The sequence below is a fragment of the Streptomyces sp. NPDC050806 genome (genome assembly GCF_055586425.1).
The window spans coordinates 75,288-97,479 of record NZ_JBVJIF010000003.1 but is presented as its reverse complement, the minus strand read 5'-3'; the positions used below and the strand labels follow the sequence as shown (position 1 = coordinate 97,479).

21 protein-coding genes are annotated in these 22,192 nt (G+C 73.9%); 12 read left to right on the top strand and 9 right to left on the bottom strand.

Going from position 1 to position 22,192, the window contains the following annotated elements:
* Positions 1–27 precede the first annotated feature (27 nt).
* The 3 genes from dapD (at position 28) to ACZ6WH_RS09780 (ending at position 2,607) form a co-directional block, all read left to right on the top strand.
* Positions 28–1,017 (top strand): 2,3,4,5-tetrahydropyridine-2,6-dicarboxylate N-succinyltransferase, encoded by a 990-nt coding sequence (gene dapD / locus ACZ6WH_RS09790; protein ID WP_469727334.1) that lies wholly within the window; start codon positions 28–30, stop codon positions 1,015–1,017.
* A 112-nt stretch (positions 1,018–1,129) separates the two neighbouring features.
* On the top strand, positions 1,130–1,966 hold the full coding sequence (locus ACZ6WH_RS09785) for an EI24 domain-containing protein (protein ID WP_469727333.1): 837 nt from the start codon (positions 1,130–1,132) through the stop codon (positions 1,964–1,966).
* A 35-nt stretch (positions 1,967–2,001) separates the two neighbouring features.
* Positions 2,002–2,607 carry a type II toxin-antitoxin system VapC family toxin gene (locus ACZ6WH_RS09780; RefSeq protein ID WP_469727331.1) on the top strand — a complete coding sequence of 202 codons (606 nt, stop codon included), beginning with the start codon at positions 2,002–2,004 and terminating at the stop codon, positions 2,605–2,607.
* Positions 2,608–2,644: 37 nt separating this feature from the next.
* On the opposite strand, the gene ACZ6WH_RS09775 is transcribed toward ACZ6WH_RS09780, so the two are convergent.
* The gene (locus ACZ6WH_RS09775) at positions 2,645–4,474 is read right to left on the bottom strand and encodes an endonuclease/exonuclease/phosphatase family protein (RefSeq protein WP_469727330.1); all 1,830 of its coding nucleotides are present in this window, start codon (positions 4,472–4,474) and stop codon (positions 2,645–2,647) included.
* Positions 4,475–4,686: 212 nt separating this feature from the next.
* On the opposite strand from ACZ6WH_RS09775, the gene ACZ6WH_RS09770 reads away from it, so the two are divergent.
* Together ACZ6WH_RS09770 and ACZ6WH_RS09765 are read left to right on the top strand one after the other, a co-directional pair.
* A complete protein-coding gene (locus ACZ6WH_RS09770) occupies positions 4,687–6,168 on the top strand; it encodes a hypothetical protein (protein WP_469727329.1) in 1,482 nt (493 codons plus the stop codon).
* A gap of 273 nt (positions 6,169–6,441) precedes the next feature.
* Positions 6,442–7,878, top strand: coding sequence for an alkaline phosphatase PhoX (locus ACZ6WH_RS09765; RefSeq protein ID WP_469727328.1), 1,437 nt, complete (start codon positions 6,442–6,444; stop codon positions 7,876–7,878).
* A gap of 34 nt (positions 7,879–7,912) precedes the next feature.
* Here ACZ6WH_RS09765 and ACZ6WH_RS09760 read toward each other — a convergent pair whose 3' ends face one another.
* Positions 7,913–8,785 carry a class I SAM-dependent methyltransferase gene (locus tag ACZ6WH_RS09760; protein ID WP_469727326.1) on the bottom strand — a complete coding sequence of 291 codons (873 nt, stop codon included), beginning with the start codon at positions 8,783–8,785 and terminating at the stop codon, positions 7,913–7,915.
* Between the two features lie 109 nt (positions 8,786–8,894).
* Here ACZ6WH_RS09760 and ACZ6WH_RS09755 point away from each other — a divergent pair, with 109 nt between their 5' ends.
* Positions 8,895–9,932, top strand: a complete 1,038-nt coding sequence (locus ACZ6WH_RS09755) for an MsnO8 family LLM class oxidoreductase (RefSeq protein WP_469727325.1) — start codon at positions 8,895–8,897, stop codon at positions 9,930–9,932.
* Here the strand turns inward: ACZ6WH_RS09755 and ACZ6WH_RS09750 are convergent.
* Complete coding sequence (locus ACZ6WH_RS09750; RefSeq protein WP_432852729.1) at positions 9,929–10,153, bottom strand: GntR family transcriptional regulator; 225 nt, start codon at positions 10,151–10,153, stop codon at positions 9,929–9,931. The two genes, ACZ6WH_RS09755 and ACZ6WH_RS09750, sit on opposite strands and share 4 nt — an antisense overlap.
* Positions 10,154–10,291: 138 nt before the next feature.
* Here ACZ6WH_RS09750 and ACZ6WH_RS09745 point away from each other — a divergent pair, with 138 nt between their 5' ends.
* Complete coding sequence (locus ACZ6WH_RS09745) at positions 10,292–10,567, top strand: hypothetical protein (protein ID WP_469727324.1); 276 nt, start codon at positions 10,292–10,294, stop codon at positions 10,565–10,567.
* Between the two features lie 53 nt (positions 10,568–10,620).
* Here ACZ6WH_RS09745 and ACZ6WH_RS09740 read toward each other — a convergent pair whose 3' ends face one another.
* The 3 genes from ACZ6WH_RS09740 to ACZ6WH_RS09730 form a co-directional block, all read right to left on the bottom strand.
* Complete coding sequence (locus ACZ6WH_RS09740) at positions 10,621–11,895, bottom strand: TerD family protein (protein WP_469727323.1); 1,275 nt, start codon at positions 11,893–11,895, stop codon at positions 10,621–10,623.
* A 121-nt stretch (positions 11,896–12,016) separates the two neighbouring features.
* Positions 12,017–12,289 (bottom strand): GlsB/YeaQ/YmgE family stress response membrane protein, encoded by a 273-nt coding sequence (locus ACZ6WH_RS09735; RefSeq protein ID WP_361560175.1) that lies wholly within the window; start codon positions 12,287–12,289, stop codon positions 12,017–12,019.
* Between the two features lie 117 nt (positions 12,290–12,406).
* Positions 12,407–13,216, bottom strand: a complete 810-nt coding sequence (locus tag ACZ6WH_RS09730) for an NAD-dependent epimerase/dehydratase family protein (RefSeq protein ID WP_469727321.1) — start codon at positions 13,214–13,216, stop codon at positions 12,407–12,409.
* 158 nt (positions 13,217–13,374) lie between these two features.
* On the opposite strand from ACZ6WH_RS09730, the gene ACZ6WH_RS09725 reads away from it, so the two are divergent.
* Entirely contained in the window at positions 13,375–14,574 is a 1,200-nt protein-coding gene (locus ACZ6WH_RS09725; RefSeq protein ID WP_469727319.1) for a hypothetical protein, read from the top strand.
* A 208-nt stretch (positions 14,575–14,782) separates the two neighbouring features.
* On the opposite strand, the gene ACZ6WH_RS09720 is transcribed toward ACZ6WH_RS09725, so the two are convergent.
* A complete protein-coding gene (locus ACZ6WH_RS09720) occupies positions 14,783–15,553 on the bottom strand; it encodes an IclR family transcriptional regulator (RefSeq protein WP_432852713.1) in 771 nt (256 codons plus the stop codon).
* Positions 15,554–15,674: 121 nt separating this feature from the next.
* On the opposite strand from ACZ6WH_RS09720, the gene ACZ6WH_RS09715 reads away from it, so the two are divergent.
* The gene (locus ACZ6WH_RS09715) at positions 15,675–17,201 is read left to right on the top strand and encodes an aldehyde dehydrogenase (NADP(+)) (protein ID WP_432852710.1); all 1,527 of its coding nucleotides are present in this window, start codon (positions 15,675–15,677) and stop codon (positions 17,199–17,201) included.
* A gap of 5 nt (positions 17,202–17,206) precedes the next feature.
* On the top strand, positions 17,207–17,737 hold the full coding sequence (locus ACZ6WH_RS09710) for a GNAT family N-acetyltransferase (RefSeq protein WP_469727316.1): 531 nt from the start codon (positions 17,207–17,209) through the stop codon (positions 17,735–17,737).
* Here ACZ6WH_RS09710 and ACZ6WH_RS09705 read toward each other — a convergent pair.
* Entirely contained in the window at positions 17,712–18,365 is a 654-nt protein-coding gene (locus ACZ6WH_RS09705) for a class I SAM-dependent methyltransferase (RefSeq protein WP_469727315.1), read from the bottom strand. The two genes, ACZ6WH_RS09710 and ACZ6WH_RS09705, sit on opposite strands and share 26 nt — an antisense overlap.
* Positions 18,366–18,594: 229 nt before the next feature.
* Between ACZ6WH_RS09705 and ACZ6WH_RS09700 the strand changes: the two genes are divergently transcribed.
* Together ACZ6WH_RS09700 and ACZ6WH_RS09695 are read left to right on the top strand one after the other, a co-directional pair.
* Positions 18,595–19,659: an aminotransferase class V-fold PLP-dependent enzyme gene (locus ACZ6WH_RS09700; protein WP_469727314.1), complete on the top strand. Its 1,065-nt coding sequence runs from the start codon at positions 18,595–18,597 to the stop codon at positions 19,657–19,659.
* Positions 19,660–19,741: 82 nt separating this feature from the next.
* Positions 19,742–20,809 (top strand): alkene reductase, encoded by a 1,068-nt coding sequence (locus ACZ6WH_RS09695; RefSeq protein ID WP_469727312.1) that lies wholly within the window; start codon positions 19,742–19,744, stop codon positions 20,807–20,809.
* 70 nt (positions 20,810–20,879) lie between these two features.
* Here ACZ6WH_RS09695 and ACZ6WH_RS09690 read toward each other — a convergent pair whose 3' ends face one another.
* Positions 20,880–22,187, bottom strand: coding sequence for an alpha/beta fold hydrolase (locus tag ACZ6WH_RS09690; protein ID WP_469727311.1), 1,308 nt, complete (start codon positions 22,185–22,187; stop codon positions 20,880–20,882).
* Positions 22,188–22,192 lie beyond the last annotated feature (5 nt).

The following is a 22,192-nucleotide window of genomic DNA, read 5'->3' as shown; positions in this document are numbered from 1 at the left end:
CGGGGGCGCGCCGGTTAGGTTTTCCGCATGACCGAAGCAGCAGCCTCCTCCCGTACCACCGGCGCCGTCGCCGCCGGACTCGCCACCGTCACCACCGACGGCACCGTCCTGGACACCTGGTTCCCGGCGCCCGAGGTCGTCGCCGAGCCCGGCCCGGCCGGCACCGAGCGGCTGACCGCCGAGCGCGCCGCCGAGCTCCTCGGCGACGCCGCGCCCAAGGCGCTCGGCGCCGACGCCCGCCGCGGCGTGGAGATCGTGGCCGTCCGCACGGTCATCTCCTCCCTGGACGACAAGCCGCTGGACGCGCACGACGTCTACCTGCGCCTGCACCTGCTCAGCCACCGCCTGGTCCGGCCGAACGGCCAGAACCTCGACGGCATCTTCGGCCTGATGGCGAACGTCGCGTGGACCTCGCTCGGCCCGGTGGCCGTGGACAGGCTGGAGACCGTGCGGCTGAACGCCCGCGCCGAGGGCCTGCACCTCGCCGTCTTCGGCGTCGACAAGTTCCCGCGGATGACCGACTACGTCGCCCCGTCCGGCGTCCGCATCGCCGACGCCGACCGGGTCCGCCTGGGCGCGCACCTCGCGGCCGGCACCACCGTCATGCACGAGGGCTTCGTCAACTTCAACGCCGGCACGCTCGGCAACTCCATGGTCGAGGGCCGCATCAGCCAGGGCGTCGTGGTCGGCGACGGCTCCGACATCGGCGGCGGCGCGTCCACCATGGGCACCCTCTCCGGCGGCGGCAAGGAGCGCATCCGCATCGGCGAGCGCAGCCTGGTCGGCGCCGAGGCCGGTGTCGGCATCGCGCTGGGCAACGAGTGCGTGGTCGAGGCGGGTCTCTACATCACCGCCGGTACCCGCGTGACGATGCCCGACGGGCAGATCGTCAAGGCCGCCGAGCTGTCCGGCGCCGACAACATCCTCTTCCGCCGCAACTCCACCACCGGCGTGGTGGAGGCCCGCCCGAACAACGCGGAGTGGGGCGGCCTGAACGACGTGCTGCACCACAACTGAGCCGCACGTCCACGGCACCGCGGAACGGCCCGTGCGCCCCGGATTCCGTCCGGGCGCACGGGCCGTCCGCGTACGGCTGGGACGTGCCGCGCTGCCCCGATAGGGTGACCGTATGCGTGATCTTGTGGCGGGGCTGGGTTACTGGGGCAAGGGGCAGCGCTGGGTCGCGCGGCACGGCCGGTGGTGGGGGTTCGGGCTGCTGCCCGCGCTCGTCGCCCTCGTGCTGTACGCGGTCGCGCTGACCGTCTTCTTCTTCTGGGCGGACGACATCGCGGCCTGGGCGACGCCGTTCGCCGACGGTTGGGGCTCGCCCTGGCAGGGGCTGCTGCGGGGGCTGTTCGTCGCGCTGCTCGTCGCGGGCGGCCTGCTGCTGTCCGTCCTCACCTTCACCGCCGTCACGCTGGTGATCGGCGACCCGTTCTACGAGTCGCTCTCGGAGAAGGTGGAGGAGTCCGAGGGGGAGTGCCCGGAGGGCCCGGACCTGTCGCTGTGGCGGGAGGTGTGGATCGCGGTCAAGGACAGTGTGTACGTCCTGCTGCGCGCCGCCGGTTTCGGACTGCTCTTCTTCGTCCTCGGCTTCGTGCCGGTCATCGGCCAGACCGTGATCCCGGCCATCGGCTTCTGCGTCTCCGGCTTCTTCCTCACCGTCGAGCTGACCTCCGTCGCCCTGCAGCGCCGCGGCGTCCCCGTACGGGAGCGGATGCGCCTGCTGCGCGGCCGCAAGGCGCTCGCCGTCGGCTTCGGCACCCCGCTCGTCCTGCTCTTCCTCGTCCCGTTCATCGCCGTCGTCCTGATGCCGGGCGCGGTCGCGGGCGCGACGCTGCTGGTACGGGATCTGGTGTCGGCGGCCGACGACGCACCGGACGACGGGGCCGCGCCCGCGCCCCCGTACCCCGCGGACCCCGGGCAGCACGCGCCGGTGGACGGCAATCCGTACACCACGAAGTGACGCCGTAGCGCCCGGGGGCGGGCACGATGCGCATCATGCTGGACACCAACGTGTGGTCCTACCTGCGGGACCAGGGAGCGGCCGCGGAGTTCGACGCGTTCGTCCGCTCGCGCGGAGCGACCGTCGTGGTGCCGCCGAGCGTGCTGCTCGAAGTGCTCAGGCTGCCGAAGCCCGACAAGCGCGACCCGATCCTGCGCGCGCTGCTCGGCGGGCCGCGCCGACGGCTGACCAGCGAGGCCGACCTGGAGTCCGCCGAGGTCGTCGCCCAGGAGGACAGCACACTCGCGGACTGGGTCGGCGCGCGCGTCGATCTGCGCGCCGCCTGTGCGGACCCCGCCGATTTCACCGCGTTCTGGCTGTACGAGGCGGAGGCTTCCCGGATGCCGCGCAACTGGCTGCGCTGGGCCGCCGACATCGCCCAGGCGGACATGCGCATCGGGCCGGGCAACCCCTACGACGCCCAGCGCAGCGCCTACCTGCCGGACTGCGACGTCTTCCTGACCGCTGACAAGAACTACGTACGGGTGCTGGACCGGCTCGCCGCACATGCCCCGGTGCCGATAGCGCGGGCGCGGAGGGTCGCCCCCGCCGCGCACTCGGGTGTCGTCGACGCCGTGCGGGCGGCCCTGGAGGAAGGGTGAGGCGTGGCACGGGGCCCGTGCCACGCCCGCCCAGGGTTCACGGCCTGACGCGCAGCACCTGCGGGTCGTGGTCGCTGGCCTGGTCGGCGAACTCGGCGTTGAGGTGGACGATGTCGTAGTCGGCGCGGGTCAGGGCCGGGCTGGTGAGCATGTGGTCCAGGGCCTGGGAGTTGCCGTTGTAGACGTAGCCGTAGCGCTCGGCCTTCGGGAGCCGGTTCACCTGGTCGGTGAGGACGCCGCCCGCGGTGAGCTTCTTGAGCGCCGGGGAGAACTGGTAGTCGTTCAGGTCGCCCGCGACGATCACGGCCGCCTTCGGGTCGGCGGCGAGGACGTCCGTCACAAAGCCGTGCACGGCCTCGGCCTGCGCGGTGCGCTGGGTCTCGGAGGTACGGGCCGGCGGCTGGAAGCGGCTGTCCAGGCCCTGGTCGCCGCCCTTGGAGTTGAAGTGGTTGGCGACCACGAAGACCGGCTTGCCACGGAAGGAGAACTGGCCGGCGAGCGGCTTGCGGCTGTCCTTCCACGCCGCGTTGCCCGGGTCGATGCGGCCGGGGGAGGCGGAGAGGGCGGCGCGGCCGTCCTTCTTCTCGACCTTCACCGGGGTCGTCGCGTCGCCGCCGGGCGTGCTGGTGAACGAGACCCGGTCGGGGTTGTAGAGGAAGGCGACGCGGATGTTGCCGCCCGGCTGGCCGCCGTCCTGGTCGTCGGCCGGGTCGATCTGCGCCCACTTGTACGCCGGGCCGCCCGCCTTCGCGATGGCGTCGGTGAGCTTCTTGAGCGTGGCGCCCGCAGACACCACCCCGTCGTTCGTCGCCCCGTTGTCGTCCTGGACCTCCTCCAGGGCGACGACGTCGGGCGAGGCGAGGTTCTCGACCAGCGCCTCGGCCAGCCGGTCGAACTTGGTCTGCGCGGTCTTCGGCGAGAGGTTCTCGACGTTGTAGGTGGCGACCGACAGCTCATCGGCGGACTGCTTGCGGGTGGTCTCGTGACGCGGCCCGCGGTCGGCGAGCGCGCCGAGATCCGTGGCCTCGATCGTGTAGCCGCCGAAGTTGTCGTAGTCCAGCGGCCCGGCGGTGGTGCCGGTCAGCGCGTCACCGACGTCCGCGACGGGGAAGGGCCGCTCGGCGAACGGGATCAGCGAGGTGACCTTCAGCCGGCCCGCGTTCGGATCGGCGTAGGAGCTGTAGAGCGTGCCGCCGCGTGCGGTGCGCTGGTGCTTGGGCTCGGCGGTCACCCACAGCTCGTTGTACGACGTGGTGGGGCCGACGACCGGCGCGTCGGAGACGGCGACCCGCATGCCCTCCAGCGACTCGTAGCGGTCCAGCGCGTAGGAGCCGGGCCGCAGCTTCAGCGGCTCGATGTCCTTGCCGCCGTGGTCCGGGGCGTATCGATTCGGCACGGACGAAGGGGTCAGCCGGAACGCCGCGGGGAGACGATTCTTCGCCGAGGTCACCGTCCACTTCGCGCCAGTGATCTCGGTGACGGACTGGAGCCCCGCGTCCTTGCCGCCGGGGTAGTACTCGCTGACCGTGCCGGCCACCTCCAGCGCGTCGCCCACGGCGACGTCCGGGGTCTCCTTGCCGGTGAAGACGAAGATCGCCTCGCTGGTGGCGGCATCGCGGTCCGGGCGCGGGTCCTGAAGCCAGAAACCGCGCGCGGAGCCGAAGGACCGTACGGCGGTGACCACGCCCGGCACGCCCGTGACCTGCTTCCCGGCCAGCGGGGATATCCGGGTGGTGCCCTGGATGTCGCGGATCCTGGCGTCGGCGGCCGATGCGGACTGCGGGACCGCGAGCAGCCCTGCGGCGAGGGCGGCGGCGGCCGCCGCGGTGAGCGTGAGCGGCCTGCGGAGCGTATGGCGGGACGGCATGGTGGCCTCCGGGAGCGTGGGGAAACGAGGGAGGAACGACGTATCGGAGGACGGTCCGCTACGCGCGTCAATCTCTTGTGTGCGCACGGAAGTTGTCAAGGCTCGTCCGATGGACCGCGGCGGAAGGGCCGGTGAACCGCCCGGGAAGGTCACGATTCCGTCTACGCTGGGCGGCGCACCAGCAGTAGTCCGCCCGAGGAGCTGAACCGTAGATGTCCGACGAGCGCCCCACCCTTCCCCCGGTGCGGCTGCACCCCGAAGCGGAGCTGGCCAGGGACGCGCTGAGCGCGCCCCTCTTCGCCCGGGCGGCGAAGCTCGCCCGCTGGGCCGAGCGCGAGGTACCGGTCGGCGTCGGCGGTGACCTCCTCGAAGAGCAGCTCGCCGAGGCCGCGGCCCACCTCGGCCTGGCCGTCGACGAGGACGGCACCGGCTACGCCGCCGAGGCCTGGCAGCTGGCCGTGGACACCGGCCTGGTCGAGATCGAGGAGCAGGCCGGCGAGGACGAGGACCTGCCCGACGGTGCACCGGCCGGCACCGCGGCGCCCGGCGAGGAGCTGCGCCTGCTGACCGGCGGCAGCCCGCAGGACGTGCTGGCGATCTGGCTCGGCGGCATGGAGACCGTGCTGGCCGACGCCGCCGCGCCGGACCTCGGCGACCTCGTCGAGCAGATCGCCGAGGGCGGCGAGCTGGACCTGGACTCCATCGACTGGAATCCGGAGGACGAGGCCGAGCTGCTGGACGGCATCCTCGGCAACCTCTACATGCTCTGCGCGCTGGCCGAGGACCCCGAGCAGAGCGTCCCGCTGCCGGCCCTCGCCGCCTCCATGATCGTCCCGGCCGACATGGACGAGCCCACCGACGACATCCTCGAAGAGGTCTCCGAGGCGATGATGCGCCTGGACGACCAGTTCCGGGTCCTGGAGCCGATCGGGCTGGTCGCGTACCAGCCGGTGGACGAGGCGCTCATCGAGGAGCTGGACGAGGAGGGCGAGACCGTCCGGTCCGCCGAGCCGCTGGAGGAGGAGGACGTCAGCCGGTACGGCATGGTCCGCCTCACCCCGCTCGGCATGTACGCGGTCCGGGCGCGGATGCTGGACGCGGGCGTCGAGGCGCCCGCCGTCGGTGACCTCGCCGACAAGGGCGCCGACGTGCTGCTCGCCGCTCTGCCCGGCTACCCGGAGAACCTCGCGCAGGCCGAGTCCGAGCAGTGGCTCGCGGCCCGCGACGCCCTCTCCGCGGCGCGCGACCTGCTGTCCGCCGCGCGCGGCGACGACGAGCGGGCGCCGCAGCGCCGGCTCGCCTGCCAGCAGACGCTGTCGCTGGTCAGCGCGGAGGCCGAGCCCGCGCTGCGCGAGGTGCTCGACGACCGGCAGCTGGGCGGCCTGGCCCGGGTGTGGCTGGCCGAGCACGGCGCGCCCGGCATCCCCGAGCCGTCCCAGGACATGATCTTCTGGCTCACCGTGGACACCCTCGCGGCGCAGCTGGGCACCGCCGACGAGGACACGGCCGAGCTGCGGGACCTGATCGAGGGACTGGTCGGCCAGCACGCGGGCTTCTTCGACGCGGTCTGGCGGGTGGACCACCCGGCGACCGCCGACGTCCTGGAGGCCATGGGCCGGCTCCACCCGGACAAGAAGGCGGCGAAGGAGGCCCGCAAGGCGGCCTTCAAGGCCCGCTCCAAGAAGGACGGCTGACCGGGCCGCTCCATGAAGGACGGTTGACCGGGCTGCTCAATGAAGGACGGCCGGCCCGGGAGCGACCGCCGGCCGGACAGGAGTGGCCGACGCCCGTCGGCGGGAGCGGCCCGTCGCCCGTACGCGCACGTGTACGGGCGGCGGGCCGCTCCCGTGCCACGGCCGGGTGAATCGGTTCCTGGACGTCGTGTCGCGTTCAACTGGAATTCGGGGGCGCACGGGAACGTGTGCGGCAATCGCAGGGGTCCGGAACCGGCCGTCCAGGAGAAGACCATGTCGCTCAGCCGAAGAGACTTCGCCAAGCGCTCCGCCGCCACCGGCGCCGGAGTGGCGCTGACCGGAAGCGTGGGCGTGCTCGCCACCGCGCCCGGCGCCGTCGGGGAGGAGGCCCGGCACACCCCCGCCGGGCAGGCCGGTACGCACCTCGGCTACGGCCCGCTGATCGACGACCCGAAGGGCGTCCTCGCGCTGCCCGCCGGCTTCGGCTACCGGGTGCTCACCCGTACCGGGGTCACCAAGCTGGAGAGCGGTGAGCCCACGCCCTCGAACCACGACGGCACCGCCACCTTCGAAGGCCCGCGCGGCACGACGCTGATCGTCAACAACCACGAGCTGGGCGGCGCGCGCGGCAAGTGGCCGCACCCGGTCCCGCTCGCCGAGGGCCTGGTCTACGACCCGGCGGCGGCCGGCGGCTGCACCGTCGTGGAGATCTCCAAGGACGGCGAGCCCGTCGGTGAGCGGGTCGGCATCGCCGGTACCTCCACCAACTGCGCCGGCGGCAGCACCCCCTGGGGCACCTGGCTGACCTGCGAGGAGACCGAGGACAAGGCCGGCAGCAACGGCATGACCAAGGACCACGGCTACGTGTTCGAGGTCGACCCGCACGACGAGCGGGCCGCCCGCGACCCGAAGCCGGTCAAGGCGCTCGGCCGGTACGCCCACGAAGCCGTCGTCGTCGACCCCAAGCGCGGCCACCTCTACCTCACCGAGGACGCCTCGGGCCCGAACGGCCTGTTCTACCGCTGGACCCCGCCGCAGGGCTTCCGGCACGGGCGCGGCCGGCTGCGCACCCTTGCCGACGACGCCGGCGTGCTCACCGCCTTCAAGTGCTTCGACTCCGGCGGCCGCTTCGTCGACGACCTCTCGCGGGCCACGAAGCCCGGCACGGTCTACGGCGTGGACTGGGTCGAGGTCCCCGACCGGGACGCCCGCTCCACCTCGGTACGCAAGCAGTTCAAGGACGGCGAGGTCACCCGCGCCCGCAAGCTGGAGGGCATGTGGTGGGCGGACGGTGGCGTGTACGTCGTCTCCTCCTACGCCCGCGAGGAGAGTCCGGTGCAGCACGACGGGCAGGTGTGGTTCTACCACCCGGCCCGCCGCACGCTGACCCTGAAGGTCCGCTTCGGCGTCAACCCCGACCCGGACAAGGACGGCGCCTTCGACGGCCCGGACAACATCAGCGTCTCGCCCTACGGCGGGCTGATCATCGCCGAGGACGGCGAGGGCGTGCAGCACCTCTTCGGCGCCACCGAGGACGGCCGCACCTACCCGGTCGCGCGCAACGAGCTGAACATCGGCACCGCCGAGGAGCCGGAGTACAGCGAGTTCACCGGGCCGGTCTTCTCGCCCGACGGCAAGACCCTGTTCGCCAACATCCAGGAGCCGGGCATCCTGCTCGCGATCACCGGCCCCTGGCGGCGGCAGGGCTGAGGGGACGCCGGCGCGCCGCCGGGCCCGGCCGGTTTCAGGGGGAGCCCGGCCGGTCCGCGGTGAGCACGTAGTAGTCCAGCAGCCCCTTCTCGTACGCGGTCAGGAACCGGCGCGGCCACAGGTCGCGCAGCTCGGGCACCTGATCGAGGTACCGGTCGTACGCGGCCCACACCGATTCCCCGATCGCCCGGATCCGCACGTCCGACAGCCCGGCCGCCGCCAGCGCGGCGGCCACCTCGTCCGCCACGTGGGCGAGGTCGAGGCCGTCGGCGTAGGTGGGCAGCAGTCCGGGCAGCGCGCGGGCGGCCTCCTGGCCGGTGGCGAAGAACGTCGTCAGCGCCAGCCGGCCGCCCGCGCGCAGCACTCGCGCGGCCTCGCGCGCGAAGCCCGGCACGTCGGGGAAGTGCTGGGCCGCCTCGACCGAGAACAGGCAGTCCACCGAGGCGTCCGGCAGCGGCATCCGCTGGGCCGCGCCGCGCCGGTAGTCCAGCCGGTCCGGGTGTGCGGCCCGCACGTCGGCGTTCCGCCGCCGGGCCCGTTCGACCTGGTCGGGGTGGACGTCCAGGCCGACGACCGAGCCGAAGCGGTACTCCTCCAGCGCGAGGGCCGAGCCGAGGCCGAGCCCGCAGCCGACCTCGGCGGCGTCCCGCCCCTCGGTACGGCCGAACTCGCGCAGCACCAGCCGGTACAGCGCCTGCTCCGTGGCGATCCGGTCGGCCTCGCTCAGCGGACCGCCGGACGGCGCGTCCGCCCAGTAGCCGAAGTTGATGAACCCGCCGGCGAACGCGGGGACGGTGCTGAGGTCGAACTCCCCGTAGATCTCGTCGACGGGGCCGGGGACGGGGCCGGATGCGGGGCCGGTGCCGGGCGTGGGGGAGTCGGACGGGGGCGGCTGGACGGCGGACATCGGGCTCCTCGCGGCGGGCGGGCGGCGGGCGGCGGGCGACGGATGCGGGGACGCCCGGCGGCCTGCCGTACGTCCGGAATCCTGAGCGGCGGGAAACGTTGTACAGAGGGTGAACTCGACGACTTCGGCCCCACGATTCTCGGTCCTGGACCGGTCCCGCACCAGAGTGGGACGGCCGGAGGCCGAAGCGCTCCAGGAAACGGTGCGCTTCGCCCGGGAGGCGGAGCGGCTCGGCTATCACCGCTTCTGGCTGTCGGAGCACCACAGCGTGCCCGGCGTGGCGGGCTCCGCGCCCACCGTGCTGGCCGCCGCCGTCGCCGCCGCGACCGACCGCATCCGCGTCGGCACGGGCGGGGTGATGCTGCCCAACCACCGGCCGCTGGTCGTCGCCGAGCAGTTCGGCGTGCTCGCCTCGCTCTTCCCCGGCCGCATCGACATGGGCCTGGGCCGCTCGGTCGGCTTCACCGACGGCATCCGGCGGGCGCTGGGGACGGAGAAGGACGCCACCGAGGACTTCGGCGCGCAGCTCGCCGAGCTGACCGGCTATTTCACCGGCACCCAGACCGCCCACCCGCAGGTGCACGCACGGCCCGCCGAGGGCCTGACCGTGCCCGCCTTCGTGCTGGCCACGGGCGCCGGCGCGGAGATCGCGGCGGAGGCCGGGCTGGCACTGGTGATCGGCGACGTCCGCGGCCGGGACGCGCTGCTGCGCGCCATCGACCGCTACCGCACGGGCTTCCGGCCCTCGACGCTGTGGGAGCGCCCGTACGTCGTCGTCTCCGCGACCGTCGCGGTGGCCGCCACCACGGAGGAAGCCCGCCGGCTGCTGCTCCCGGAGGCCTGGGCGATGGCCTACTCCCGGACGCGCGGCGTCTTCCCACCACTGGAACCGGCCGAGGACGTACTCGCCCGGGAAGCGACCATGACGCCCCGGGAGCGGGAGCTGTACGAGGCAGCGCAACGGGGCCATGTGCACGGCACGGAGGCCGAGGTCCGCACGGCCCTCGGCGAACTCTTCACGGCCACCGCCGCGGACGAGCTCCTGGTCACCACGAGCACGCACGACCGCGCCGCGCAGCTGGACTCGTACCGGCGGCTGGCGGGGGTGGCGGGGCTCGACGGCGGGGGGCCTGCGACGGTCGCCTAGTCCGTGACGTAGCTTCCGGCGCCCAGGACCGTGTGGAGGCGGCCCTCCTTGCGAAGCTGGACGATGGCCTTCTGGACCGTGGACTGAGTGATCCGGTACTCAGCAGCCAATGCGACCGTGCCGGGGAACCGTTCGCCGGGAGCCCATTCTCCGGCATCGAGGCGACGGCGGAGGTCAGCGGCCACTTGCGGCCACACCGGAACAGAGCGATCAAGGTCCATACCTATAGCGTGCGCGGAGCCGCGGCAACGAGCTACCGCGTAACCGCGAAACCGCGTAAGCTCGCCGAACGGAAGAGCCCCGGCGGCCGGATCGGACCCGGCCCCGAGGCGTGGCCCTCGCTTCAAGGGAGCGAAGACATGGAGACCCTACGACGACTGCCGTGGACGGAAGAGGGGCGGGCGGTCTACGTCCCGCCAGGAGACGGCTTCGTGAATGACCTGGCGGACGCCATGGAGGGCGAGATGCTGGGGATGGCCAGGGCCGATGCCTCTCGGGGGCGGGCGCTGGCCGACGACCCGGCGGCCTATGGGGTGGAACTGCGCAGGGCGGTCTGGTACCTCGCCCGCGCGGTCGAGGACGCTGCCCTGGTCGCCGACCTCCGGGCGGAGCGGCTGCCCGGCGTGGAGGCGTAGCGACAGGCGGCCGCGCCGGGGCGGTGGGAACGGCCGCCGCCCCGGCGTGTCCGTTACAGCGCCTGCGCGCCCGGCTTGACCATGCCGCGGACCGTGCGGGAGTCGACGTAGTCGCCGAGGGCGGTCATTTCCCATTCGCCGCTGTACTGGCGGATGAGCTTGGCCATCAGGACGCCCGTGCGCTTTTCCGAACCGGTCAGGTCGAAGCGGACCAGTTCCTCGCCGGACTGGGCGTCCAGCAGGCGGCAGTAGGCCTTGGCGACGTCGGTGAACTTCTGGCCGGAGAAGCTGTTCACCGTGAAGACCAGGCCGGTGACCTCCGGGGGGAGGCCGCCGAGGTGGACCGTGATCGCCTCGTCGTCGCCCGCGCCCTCACCGGTGAGGTTGTCCCCGGAGTGCTGGATCGCGCCGTTGAGGATCGCGAGCTTGCCGAAGAAGCAGTTGTCGATCTTCTTGCGGTCCGGGCCGTACGCGATGACCGAGGCGTCCAGGTCGACGCTCTTGCCGCGGAAGGCGGGCTCCCAGCCGAGGCCCATCCGGACGGAGGAGAGCAGCGGTTTGCCGCCCTTGACCAGGGACACGGTCTGGTTCTTCTGGAGGCTGACCCGGCCCTTGTCGAGGTTGATCTTCCCGGCGCCGGGGGCCGGGGCGGACGGGGCCGCGGGCGGCGGCGTGGGCGTGCCCATGGAGCCCGGCGCGCCGGGGACGGAGGTCGGCGGGGCGAGCGGGGCCGGGGAGCCGGTGGGCGGGCCCCACTGGCCGGCGGCCGGCGCGCCCGGCTGCGGCGGCGCGGGCGGCGCGGCGGGCTGCTGCGGCTGCGCGGGGGCCGCTGCGGGCTCCTCGACGGAGACGCCGAAGTCCGTGGCGATGCCGGCCAGGCCGTTGGCGTAGCCCTGGCCGACCGCGCGGACCTTCCAGGCGCCGTTGCGGCGGTAGACCTCGACGACCACGAGGGCGGTCTCGGAGCCCAGCTGGGGCGGGGTGAACGTGGCGATCACACTGCCGTCGTCGGCGCTGCGGACCGTGGCCGTCGGCTCCGTGCCCGCGAAGGTGGCGCCCGGCGCGTCCAGGCTTGCCGTGACGACGATCTTCTCGATGCCGGCCGGCACGGCGGCGGTGTCCACCGTGATGGTGTCGCCGCTGCCGCCCCCGCCCGCGGTGTGGGTCACGCCGGGGCCGCTCGGTTGGTTGTAGAAGACGAAGTCGTCGTCCGAGCGCACCTTGCCGTCGGCGGTCAGCAGGAGGCCCGAGACGTCCAGCCGCACGGGCGCGGTGACGTCCACCGCCACCCGCGCTGCGGAGAGCGGGAGGTTCGAGCCGGGAGTCATAGCGGTCATGTTGTGGGTAACGACCGGCGCCGCTTTACGGTTCCATTACCCGCTCGATCATGTGCGGACCGCCCGCTCGATCATCCGCCGGCCGTTGTGGAAGGGCTCCGGCCGCCCGTCGTCAGTGCCGTTCGCGGGAGTTGCCGAAGAGCAGCCGGTAGATGATCAGCAGGACCAGGGCGCCCGCGATGGAGGCGATCCACATGGACGGCTCGAAGAAGTCCTTCGGTATCGGACGGTCGAGGAGCTTGGTGGAGAGCCAGCCGCCGACGAACGAGCCCACGATGCCGGTCAGCGTCGTGCCGACCAGGCCGCCCGGGTCCCGTCCGGGCAGCAGGATCTTGGCGATGACGCCGGCGATCAGCCCCAGTACGAGCCAGCTGACGATGCCCATGATGGTGTTCCTCGTTCCTGCAAGGGGTTGTTACGTCTTCAAGGACGCGAGGAGGCTGCCCGGAGTTCCGTGCCGTATACCACCATCGGTGCACGTCGGCCGCGTGCCGGCCGGTGTTCAGTACGGCCAGATCGGCGGGTCCGTGCAGAAGGCGCCGCCGAGGTGCGCGTGTTCGGGATTGTCCGGGTCCAGGGGGCCCTGCTCGGCGAGGAGTTCGGCGGCGTACGCCTCGGAGTCGTCCTGCGGCTCGTATCCGAGGGCGCGGGCGCTGCTCAGGTCCCACCACAGCCGGGTGTTGGCGGAGGAGCCGTAGACGACGGTATGGCCGACGTCCTTCGCGGTCACCGCCGCGTGCAGCAGCCGGGCGCAGTCGGCGGGGCTCATCCAGATCGACAGCATGCGCACCGACGTGGGCCGCGGGAAGCAGGAGCCGATGCGTACGGAGACGGTCTCGATGCCGTGCAGGTCCCAGTAGAGCGAGGCCAAGTCCTCCCCGAAGCCCTTGGACAGTCCGTAGAAGGTGTCGGGGCGGCGCGGGGTGTTGAGCGGGATGGCGCCGGAGCCGTCCTCGGGGCGCGGGGTGAAGCCCACGGCGTGGTTGGAGGAGGCGAAGACGATCCGCCGCACGCCTGCCTCGCGGGCCGCTTCGTAGAGGTTGTACGTGCCCTCGATGTTGGCCTGGAGGATCTTCTCGAACGTCGACTCCAGGGAGATGCCGGCCAGGTGGATCACCGCGTCGACGCCCTCCACGGCCTTGCGCAGCGCGTCCCGGTCGGCGAGGTCGGCGACGATCGCGTCCGGCTCGCCCTCGATGGGCAGCCGGTCGAAGAGCCGCAGCCGGTAGCCGTACGAGGGCAGCAGTTCTCGCATCAGGGTGCCGAGGCCGCCGGCGGCGCCGGTCAGCAGAACGGTGCGGGGTGCGGTCATGGCGGTCAACGTAAAGAAGTGTGGTGTCCCGGTCAAGATGGTGGACGCGGAACGGCTCTTGACCCGCCGGACGGGCTGTCTTAGCGTCATCGCGTTCACTCATATGGACACTGGCCACGGATGCGTTTCTGCGGACGTGGTTCTTCGAAGGGAGCCCGATGCGCGCCGCCGCCTTCCTCTACCCCTGGGACGTCGTCGGGGACCCGGCCGCCGCGCGCCGGATCGCCGGGCTCGGGGTCGCGCAGGTCACCCTCGCCGCCGCCTACCACTCCACCCGGGCCCTCACCCCACGCCACCCCCGGCACCGCGTCGTCACCGCCCGGCACTCCGCCGTCCTCTACCCGCCCGCCCCGGAGCGCTGGGCGGGCCGCGCGCTGCGCCCGTATGCGCAGGACTGGCTCCCGGAGTCCGACCCGTACACGGAGGCCGCCCGCGCGCTCACGGACGCGGGCCTGGAGGTGCACTCCTGGGTGGTGCTCGCGCACAACTCCCGGCTGGGCGCCGAGCACCCGGAGTCCGTCGTCCGCAACGCCTACGGGGACGCCTACCCCTGGGCCCCCTGCATCGCCCGTCCCGAGGTGCACGAGTACCTGGTGACGCTGGCCGCCGAGGCCGCCGTGCGGCCGCACACCCGCGGCACCGAACTGGAGTCGTGCGGCTGGTACGGCCTCGCGCACCTGCACGCACACGACAAGATCGGCGGCGCCCCCCTGAGCGGCGCGGCACAGTACCTGATGTCGCTGTGCTTCTGCGGCGAGTGCCGCAACGGGTACGCGGCGCTCGGCGCCGACCCCGAAGGGCTGCGGCGCGCCGTGGTGCGCGCCCTGGAGCCCGTGTGGGCGGGCAGCGGCGGCGCGGGGGCGGGGGATCGCGAGGGGGAGTGGGCCGAGGTCGTCGAAGCGCTGGGGGAGGAGTACGCGCGCACCGTCGCCGACTGGCGGAACCGGGCCGCCGGGGAACTGCGGCGCGCGGCCGTGGCCGCCGTACGGGCCGCCGCCGGGCCGGACTTCCGCGTCCTGCTGCACGCCGATCCGGCCCCGCACCGCTGCGGCGCGAACGTGGGTGTCGCCCCCCGGCAGGTCTTCTCCTACGCGGACGGCGTGGTCGTGCCGTGCACGGGGGACGCGGCGGGGCGGGCCGCCGCGCTGGCGCCGTTCGAGGGGCGCGGCGTACGGGCGGCGAACTTCACCGTGGTGCGGGGGATGGGCGGCAGTCCGGAGACGCTCGCCGCCGACGCCGCCCACGCGGCCGCGTCCGGCGCCGACGAACTGCGGCTGTACCACGCGGGGCTGGCCTCGGACGCGGACCTGACTGTGGTGCGTACGGCCCTCACGGAGCTGAGCGGATCCCGTACCTGACGGGGGACCTGCCGAGCCGCCGCGGGAAGCGCCGCGCCGCTGACGTCCGAAGGCACCACGTCACCGGCCTCTGGAGGCGCTGCGCTGTCGGCGTCTTGAAGTGCCGCGCACGGGTCTTCGAAGGCGTCGCGCCGCCGCCCTCAGAAGTGCCGCGCCGCCCCCGGAAGTGCCGCGGCACCGGGCACCGAAGGTGCCGCGCCGTCGCCGCCTAGAGGCGCCGCGTCGCCAGAGTCAGGCGGTCCCGCGCGTCGAAGAGCGCGTCCTTGATCATCTGCTCGTGCGCGGGGGTGAGCCGGGCGACCGGCACGGAGCAGCTGATGGCGTCGCGGGCCGGCGTGCGGTACGGGATCGCCACGCCGAAGCAGCGCAGCCCGAGGGTGTTCTCCTCGCGGTCGACCGCGTACCCCTGCTCCCGCACCGTGTGCAGCTCCTCGATCAGCCGCTCGCGGTCGGTGTTGGTGTGCTCGGTGAGCGGGGGCAGCGTCTCGGGGAGCATCTTGCGGACCTGCTCGTCGGAGTAGGTCGCGAGCAGCGCCTTGCCCAGCGACGTGGAGTGCGCGGGCAGCCGGCGGCCGACCCGGGTGAACGGGCGGAGGTAGTGCTGCGACTGACGGGTGGCCAGGTAGACGACGTTGGTGCCGTCCAGGCGGGCGAGGTGGATGGTCTCGGTGGTGTCGTCCGAGAGCCGGTCCAGCGTCGGCCGGGCGGCGGCCACGACCTCGTCGCCGTCGATGTAGGACGTGCCGACGAGCAGGGCGCGCACCCCGATGCCGTACCGCGTGCCGGTGGCGTCCGTCTCCACCCAGCCGAGGTCGACGAGCGTGCGCAGCAGCATGTAGAGGCTGGATTTGGGGTAGCCCACGGCCTCCTGGACGGAGGCGAGGCTGTGCATCCCGGGACGGCCCGCGAAGTACTCCAGCAGTTCGACCGTCCGCACTGCGGACTTGACCTGTGATCCCCCGGTCTCGGCAGCCGCCATCGCCCTTGACCCCTCAGTTCGGACAGTCATAGAGTCGCCGGTGTTCACACTCCGGGACGGAGTTCAGTATATCGAACAGGCCCCGGTGTGCAGCAAGTACTCGGCCCGGGAGGAATGCACGGTGGCAGCACCAGTCTGGAGCGTCGACCCCCGCAGCGGGAAGCAGCGCGAAGAGGTTGCGGCCGAGGCCACAGCCGAGGAAGTGGACGCGACCGTACGCGCCGCGCACGAGGCACGCGGCTCCCTCGCCGACCGGACCGTGCGTGCCGCCTTCCTGCGCCGCGCTGCCGACCTGCTGGACCAGGCGGGCGAGTCGGTCATCGAGGCAGCCGACGCGGAGACCGCGCTCGGCCCCGGCCGGCTCACCGGTGAACTGGCCCGCACCACCTACCAGTTGCGCGCCTTCGCGGACATCGTGGACGAGGGTGCCTTCCTGGACGTGCACATCGACCACGCGGACCCGCAGCTCGCCCCGCCCCGCCCCGACCTGCGGCGCTACAAGATCCCGCTCGGTGTGGTCGCCGTCTACTCGGCCTCCAACTTCCCGCTCGCCTTCTCGGTGCCCGGCGGCGACACCGCCAGCGCCCTGGCCGCGGGCTGCCCGGTCGTCGTCAAGGCCCACCCCGACCACCCCGCCACCTCCGAGCTGTGCGCGGCCCTGCTGCGCCGCGCCGCCACCGAGTCCGGCCTGCCCGAGGCCGTGGTCGGCCTGGTGCACGGCTTCGACGCGGGCGTCGAGCTGGTCCGCCACCCGCTGGTCTCCGCCGCCGGCTTCACCGGCTCCGTGCGCGGCGGCCGCGCGCTGTACGACGCGGCGGCGGCCCGTCCGCGGCCGATCCCCTTCCACGGCGAGCTGGGCAGCCTCAACCCCGTCGTGGTCACCCGGGACGCCGCGGAGGAGCGCCCCGAGCAGATCGGCGCCGGCCTGGCCGGCGCGATGACGCTGGGCGTCGGGCAGTTCTGCGTCAAGCCCGGCCTGGTGCTGGTGCCCGAGGGCGCGGCCGGCGACGGGCTCGTCAAGGAGCTGACCGCCAAGGTCAGCGACACCGAGGCGGGCGTGCTGCTGGACCACCGGATGCGGGACGCCTTCGTCGCGGGCGTGCAGAGCCGCGCCGCCCTCCCCGACGTGGAGGCCCCGGTGACGCCCGGCGCGGGCGGCGAGCACACCGTGTCCGCCGGCTTCCTCACCCTCCCCGCGGCCCGGCTGGCCGCCGAGGGCCCGCACGACCTGCTCCTGGAGGAGTGCTTCGGCCCGGTGACCGTCGTCGCGCGGTACGCCGACGAGGCCGAGGCGACCGCCGTCCTCGGCCGGCTGCCCGGCAACCTCACCGCCACCCTGCAGCTCTCCGGCGCCGAGGGCGCGGGCGAGGGCCGGGGCGGCGAGCTGCTCGCCGAGGTCACCGCGCTCGCGGGCCGTGTCGTGGTCAACGGCTGGCCCACCGGCGTCGCCGTGGCCCCCGCCCAGCACCACGGCGGCCCGTACCCGGCGACCACGTCCACCTCCACCTCCGTGGGCGGCACGGCCATCGAGCGCTGGCTGCGCCCGGTGGCCTACCAGGACACCCCGCCCGCGCTGCTGCCGCCCGAGCTGCGCGAGGAGAACCCGCTGGGGCTGCCGCGCCGGGTCGACGGCGTGCGCGAGGCGTGACGGCCGTGCCCCACGCCGCGAGCGGCCCGGACCTCACCGTCCGGGCCGCCGTGCCGGGGGACCTGGAAGCGATCGTCGCGCTGCACGGCCGGGCCCGCGCGTCCTACTACCGGGGGCGGCTGCCCGACGCGCTCCTGGACGACCCGGCGGAGCAGGCCCGATGGCGCGAGGCATGGGCCACGGCCGTCGAGCGGCCGGACGGCACCGTGCTGTGCGCGGAACGCTCCGGTACGACCGTGGGTGTCGCGTCCTTCCGCCGCGAGGAGGGGGCGCGGCCGGACGCCGTCGTGCTGCACCAGCTGCACGTCGACCCCGCCCACTGGCGCAGCGGCGTCGGCACCGCGCTGCACGACGCCTGCGTCACCGCCTGGCGCACCGCGGGCCACGCCACCGCCCGTCTCCAGGTGTACTGGCACAACCGCCGGGCGCGGGACTTCTACGCCCGGCACGGCTGGCTGCCGGACGACACCCGCCGCCCCGCCCCCGACGCCACGCACCTCGGCCTGCTGCTCACGCTGGCTCCCGGCGCGCGATGAGCTGCACCCGCCGTACGGAATGACCGTGCAGCGCGCCGACAACGGCGGTGCGCTCCTCGGCCACGGCGAAGCCGTGCATCCGCAGCAGCCGCCGCAGCTGCTCCGGCTCGTGGTGCCGGACCACCGCGCCGTCCTCCGTGCGGAACACCCCGTACGCCCCGAACTCGTCCTCGTACGCGGCGTACCGGGCCCGGGAGCGCGGATCGGTCTGCAGCGGCACGTCGCTGAGATGAAGCAGCCCGCCGGGGCGCACCACGCGTGCCAGCTCCCCGAGGACCGCCCGCTGCTCCGCGTCCTCCGGCAGGCCGGTGAGCACTCCGAAGAGCAGCGCCGCCGCGTAGCGGCCCGCTTCGAAGGGCAGCGGCAGCCGGGGACAGTGCGTGAGCCGCAGCCCGGGGTGCTCCCGCCGCCCGCGCTCGACCAGCGTCCGCGCCCCGTCCACGCCCTCGGCCGCGTACCCCAGCCGCACCAGCTCCGCTACCCGCCCGCCGCGGCCGCAGCCGTGGTCCAGGACCCGTGCGCCCGGCGCCAGCTGCGCGCGAAGGACCGCGGGGTCGAAGGGGTGGCTGTCGGCGGTGGCGGTCCCGGCTGTCTCCCATGAGCCGAGACGTTCCTGCGGCGTCCTCATGTGCGGACCGTACCGGGGCGTGGCGGCGCTGACGGCCGGCTGCACGGCAAGTGCGTCGGCGGGCGTGCGAGAACAGCGGAAAACCGCCCATGGTTGGGTAAAAGTGATTCCTCGCGCCGCTCCGCGACCGCCCCTCGGGCAGCGTCCGGAAGGCCCCCAAGGCGTCCTTGGGGGGCGTCCAAGGCGAGGCGGGATGGACGGCCGGACCACGGGCGATCACAGTGGGCGGATGGAGCGACTGGCCGGCGCGGAGTTCGCGCCCGAGACGACGTACCTGAACACGCCGGGCAGCGGCCTGCTGCCCGCCAGGACCATCGACGCACTGCGGGACGAGGCCGGGGCGTCCGCCTCGTACGGCTCGATGGGCCGGGACTACTTCGGCCCGGCCGCCGCCGCCCGGGCCTCCTTCGCCCGGCTGGTGGGCACCGCACCGGACCGGGTCGCCATCGGCAGCTCGGTCGCCGTGTCCGCCGCACTGATCGCCGCCGCACTGCCCGACGGCGCCGAAGTACTGCTCCCCGAGGGCGACTTCAGCTCGCTGGTCAATCCCTTCGCCGTGCGCGCCGGGCTGCGCCTGCGCACCGCACCGCTGGAGCGGCTGGCCGACGCGGTACGGCCGGGCACCGCGCTGGTCGGCTGCAGCGCGGTGCAGGCGCTGGACGGCCGGATCGCCGACCTCGCGGCCGTCCGGGAGGCGGCCCGTACGCACGGTGCCCGCACCCTGCTGGACATGACGCAGGGCGCGGGCTGGCTGCCGCTGGATGCCGGGCAGTTCGACTACGCCGTGTGCGGCGCGTACAAGTGGCTGCTGTGCCCGCGCGGCACCTCGTTCCTGGTGGTGGCCGAGGACGCGCCGCAGCCGCCCGCCTTCCACGCGGGCTGGGTGGCCGGCGCCGACCCGGGCGAGGCCAACTACGGCCCGGTCGAGCGCCTGGCCGAGGACGCCCGCCGGTACGACGAGCCGCACGGCCACCTCGTCCACGTCGGTGCGCAGCACTCCCTCGCGCTCCTCGAAGAGGTCGGGGTGGCCGCGACGCACGCCCACGACACCGCGCTGGCCGAGCGGTACCGCGCCGGGCTCGCCGAACTGGGATACGCGCCGCTGCCCGCGCCCGGGTCGGCGATCGTCACCGTCCCCGGCCTGGCCGAGGCGCACGGACCGCTGGCCCGGGAAGGGGTCCTGGTGGCCGTCCGGGCCGGGAAGCTGCGGGCCGGGTTCCACCTGTACAACACGGCGGACGACGTCGACCGGCTGCTGGCACTCCTCAAGCGGCTGGATCTGCCCCGGAGCTGACACGGTGCCGGGCGGGCGGGAATGCCGTGGCGGCGGTGGGTGTTGGGCCCGGTGACCCACCGGCCCTCGTGAAAGGGAACTCTTGACCACTGCTTTCGACCCCGTCGACCTGGCCGGGCTGCCGCTCGCCAACCGTCTCGTCATGGCACCGATGACGCGCAACCGCGCCACCGCCGACGGCGTCCCCACCCCGTCCATGGTCCGCTACTACACGCAGCGTGCCTCGGCCGGCCTGATCATCACCGAGGCCACCCAGCCGAACGTGGTGGGCCGCGGCTACCCGCTCACCCCCGGGCTGCACACCCCCGAGCAGATCGAGGGCTGGCGCGAGGTCACCGACTCCGTGCACGCCGCGGGCGGCACGATCTTCGCGCAGCTGTGGCACGGCGGCCGGATCGGCCACCCCACCGTGCTGCCGGACGGCCTGATACCGGTCGCGCCCTCGGCCGTCGCCGCCGAACAGCAGGTCTTCACCGAGGACGGCATGAAGGACTGCGTCGTCCCGCGCGAACTGTCCGACGACGAGATCCGCGAGACGATCGCGGACTTCGCGACCGCGGCGCGCAACGCCATCGAGGCCGGCTTCGACGGCGTGGAGATCCACGGCGCCAACGGCTACCTGATCCACCAGTTCCTCTCGCCCGCGAGCAACCTGCGCACCGACGAGTGGGGCGGCTCGGACGAGGCCCGCGCCCGGTTCGCCGTCGAGGTCGTCCGGGCCGTCGCGGCGGAGATCGGCGCCCGCCGCACCGCCCTGCGCATCTCGCCCGGCAACCCCTTCAACGGCATGAACGCGCCCGAGCCGGAGGCCACCTACACCGCGCTGGTCGAGGCGGTCGCCCCGCTCGGCCTGGCCTACCTGCACGCCTGCGACGTGCGGGACGCCGAGCTGCTGGCCCGGCTGCGGAAGCGCTTCGGCGGCACGTTCGTGCTGAACCCCGCCACCGACGGCGGTTCCGCCGGCCCCGAGGCGCTGTCCCTGATCGAGGAGGGCGAGGCCGACCTGCTGGCGTACGGCCGGCTCTTCCTCGCCAACCCCGACCTGCCCGCGCGCCTCGCGGCCGGCGGCCCGTTCAACGAGCCGGTACGCGAGAGCTTCTACGGCGGCGACGACAGCGGCTACGTGGACTACCCGGCGCTGACCGGCTGACCTCCCCGTGAGACCCCGGGCGGGTGGCCGCGCCCTACGGTCATCCGCCCGGCCCCGCGCCGACCGGTGCTCAGACCTCGCCGCGCACCATGCGCAGCAGCCGGTCCAGGACCGCGCCGTCGCTGACGGTCAGCCCGTCGTGCTCCCACTCGTTGGTCACCCACGCCCGCAGGCCGCGGACGCGCTCCGCGGTACGCAGCGAGTGCCCGGCGTCCACGTACATGTCGTCCGCGTACACCGCCGCCACGACCGGGACCTCGCACGCAGCCAGCCGCTCCGCGTCGTAGAGGTCGGGCCAGTCGGTGCGCTCGGCCAGCGCGTGGGCGGTCTCCTTCAGCGGCCGCAGCGTGGGGTCGGTGTCGAAGAGCCAGGGGAAGATCGTCTCGCCCGTGAAGTGCAGCGGGCCGCCGTCCGCCAGCGCCCGGTCCACGTCGAACTGCGGGAACTCGCCGCGCACCGCCTCGGCCGCCCAGCCCGTGCCCTTCGCGTCCACCGACCGCTGGCCGTAGATCGACTCGTGCAGCACGGCGAACATCGGGGCCTCGGCGAACGACAGCCGCGCCCGCACCCGCTCCAGGAACGCGTCCGACAGCTCGGGCCCGGACACCCCGGTCACCCACGCCTCGTCCAGGAGGTCGTGCAGCACGTACGAGCCGCCGCCGGCGCCCAGCAGCATCCCGAGCCCCTGGAACGCCTCGGCGGTCAGCAGCCCGCCGCCCGGCAGCCGCACCTCCCGCTCCCGCAGGTGCGCGGCGATCCGCAGGACCGACTCCACGTCCTGCGGATAACGGGCGTAATGGGCCGCGTTCTTGCGCGCGATACGGGGATACGCCGCCCGGTAGACCTCCCGGGCGCTCACGTCCAGGCCCGGCAGGCCGCCGGTGACGAACGCCTCGCGCAGCCCTTCGGGGGCGCGGCTGAGGTAGTGCACCGTGCAGAAGCCGCCGAAGCTCTGCCCCAGCACGCTCCACCGCTCCTCGCCGATCAGATGGCGGCGGAACAGCTCGGCGTCCCGGACGATCGAGTCGGCGCGGAAGTGGGCGAGACAGCCGGCCTGTTCCTGCGGCGAGCCGCGGCGCGCGAGGGTCTGCCGGGTCGCGGGCGTGGAACGCCCCGTGCCCCGCTGGTCCAGGAGCAGCACGCGGTAGTCGCGCAGCGCGCGGCTCAGCCAGGAGTCGCGGGCGAGCGGCCGGGGCGTCGCGAGCCCCGGGCCGCCGCGCAGATACAGCAGCCACGGCAGCCGCTCCCGCTCCCGCCCCGCGGCCACCGCCTCCCGTGCGAACACCTCGATCCGCTCGCCGTCGGGCGCCGCGTGGTCCAGCGGGACCCGCAGGACGTGATCGGTCAGGACGACCCCCGGGCGGCGGTCGACGGCCATGGCTC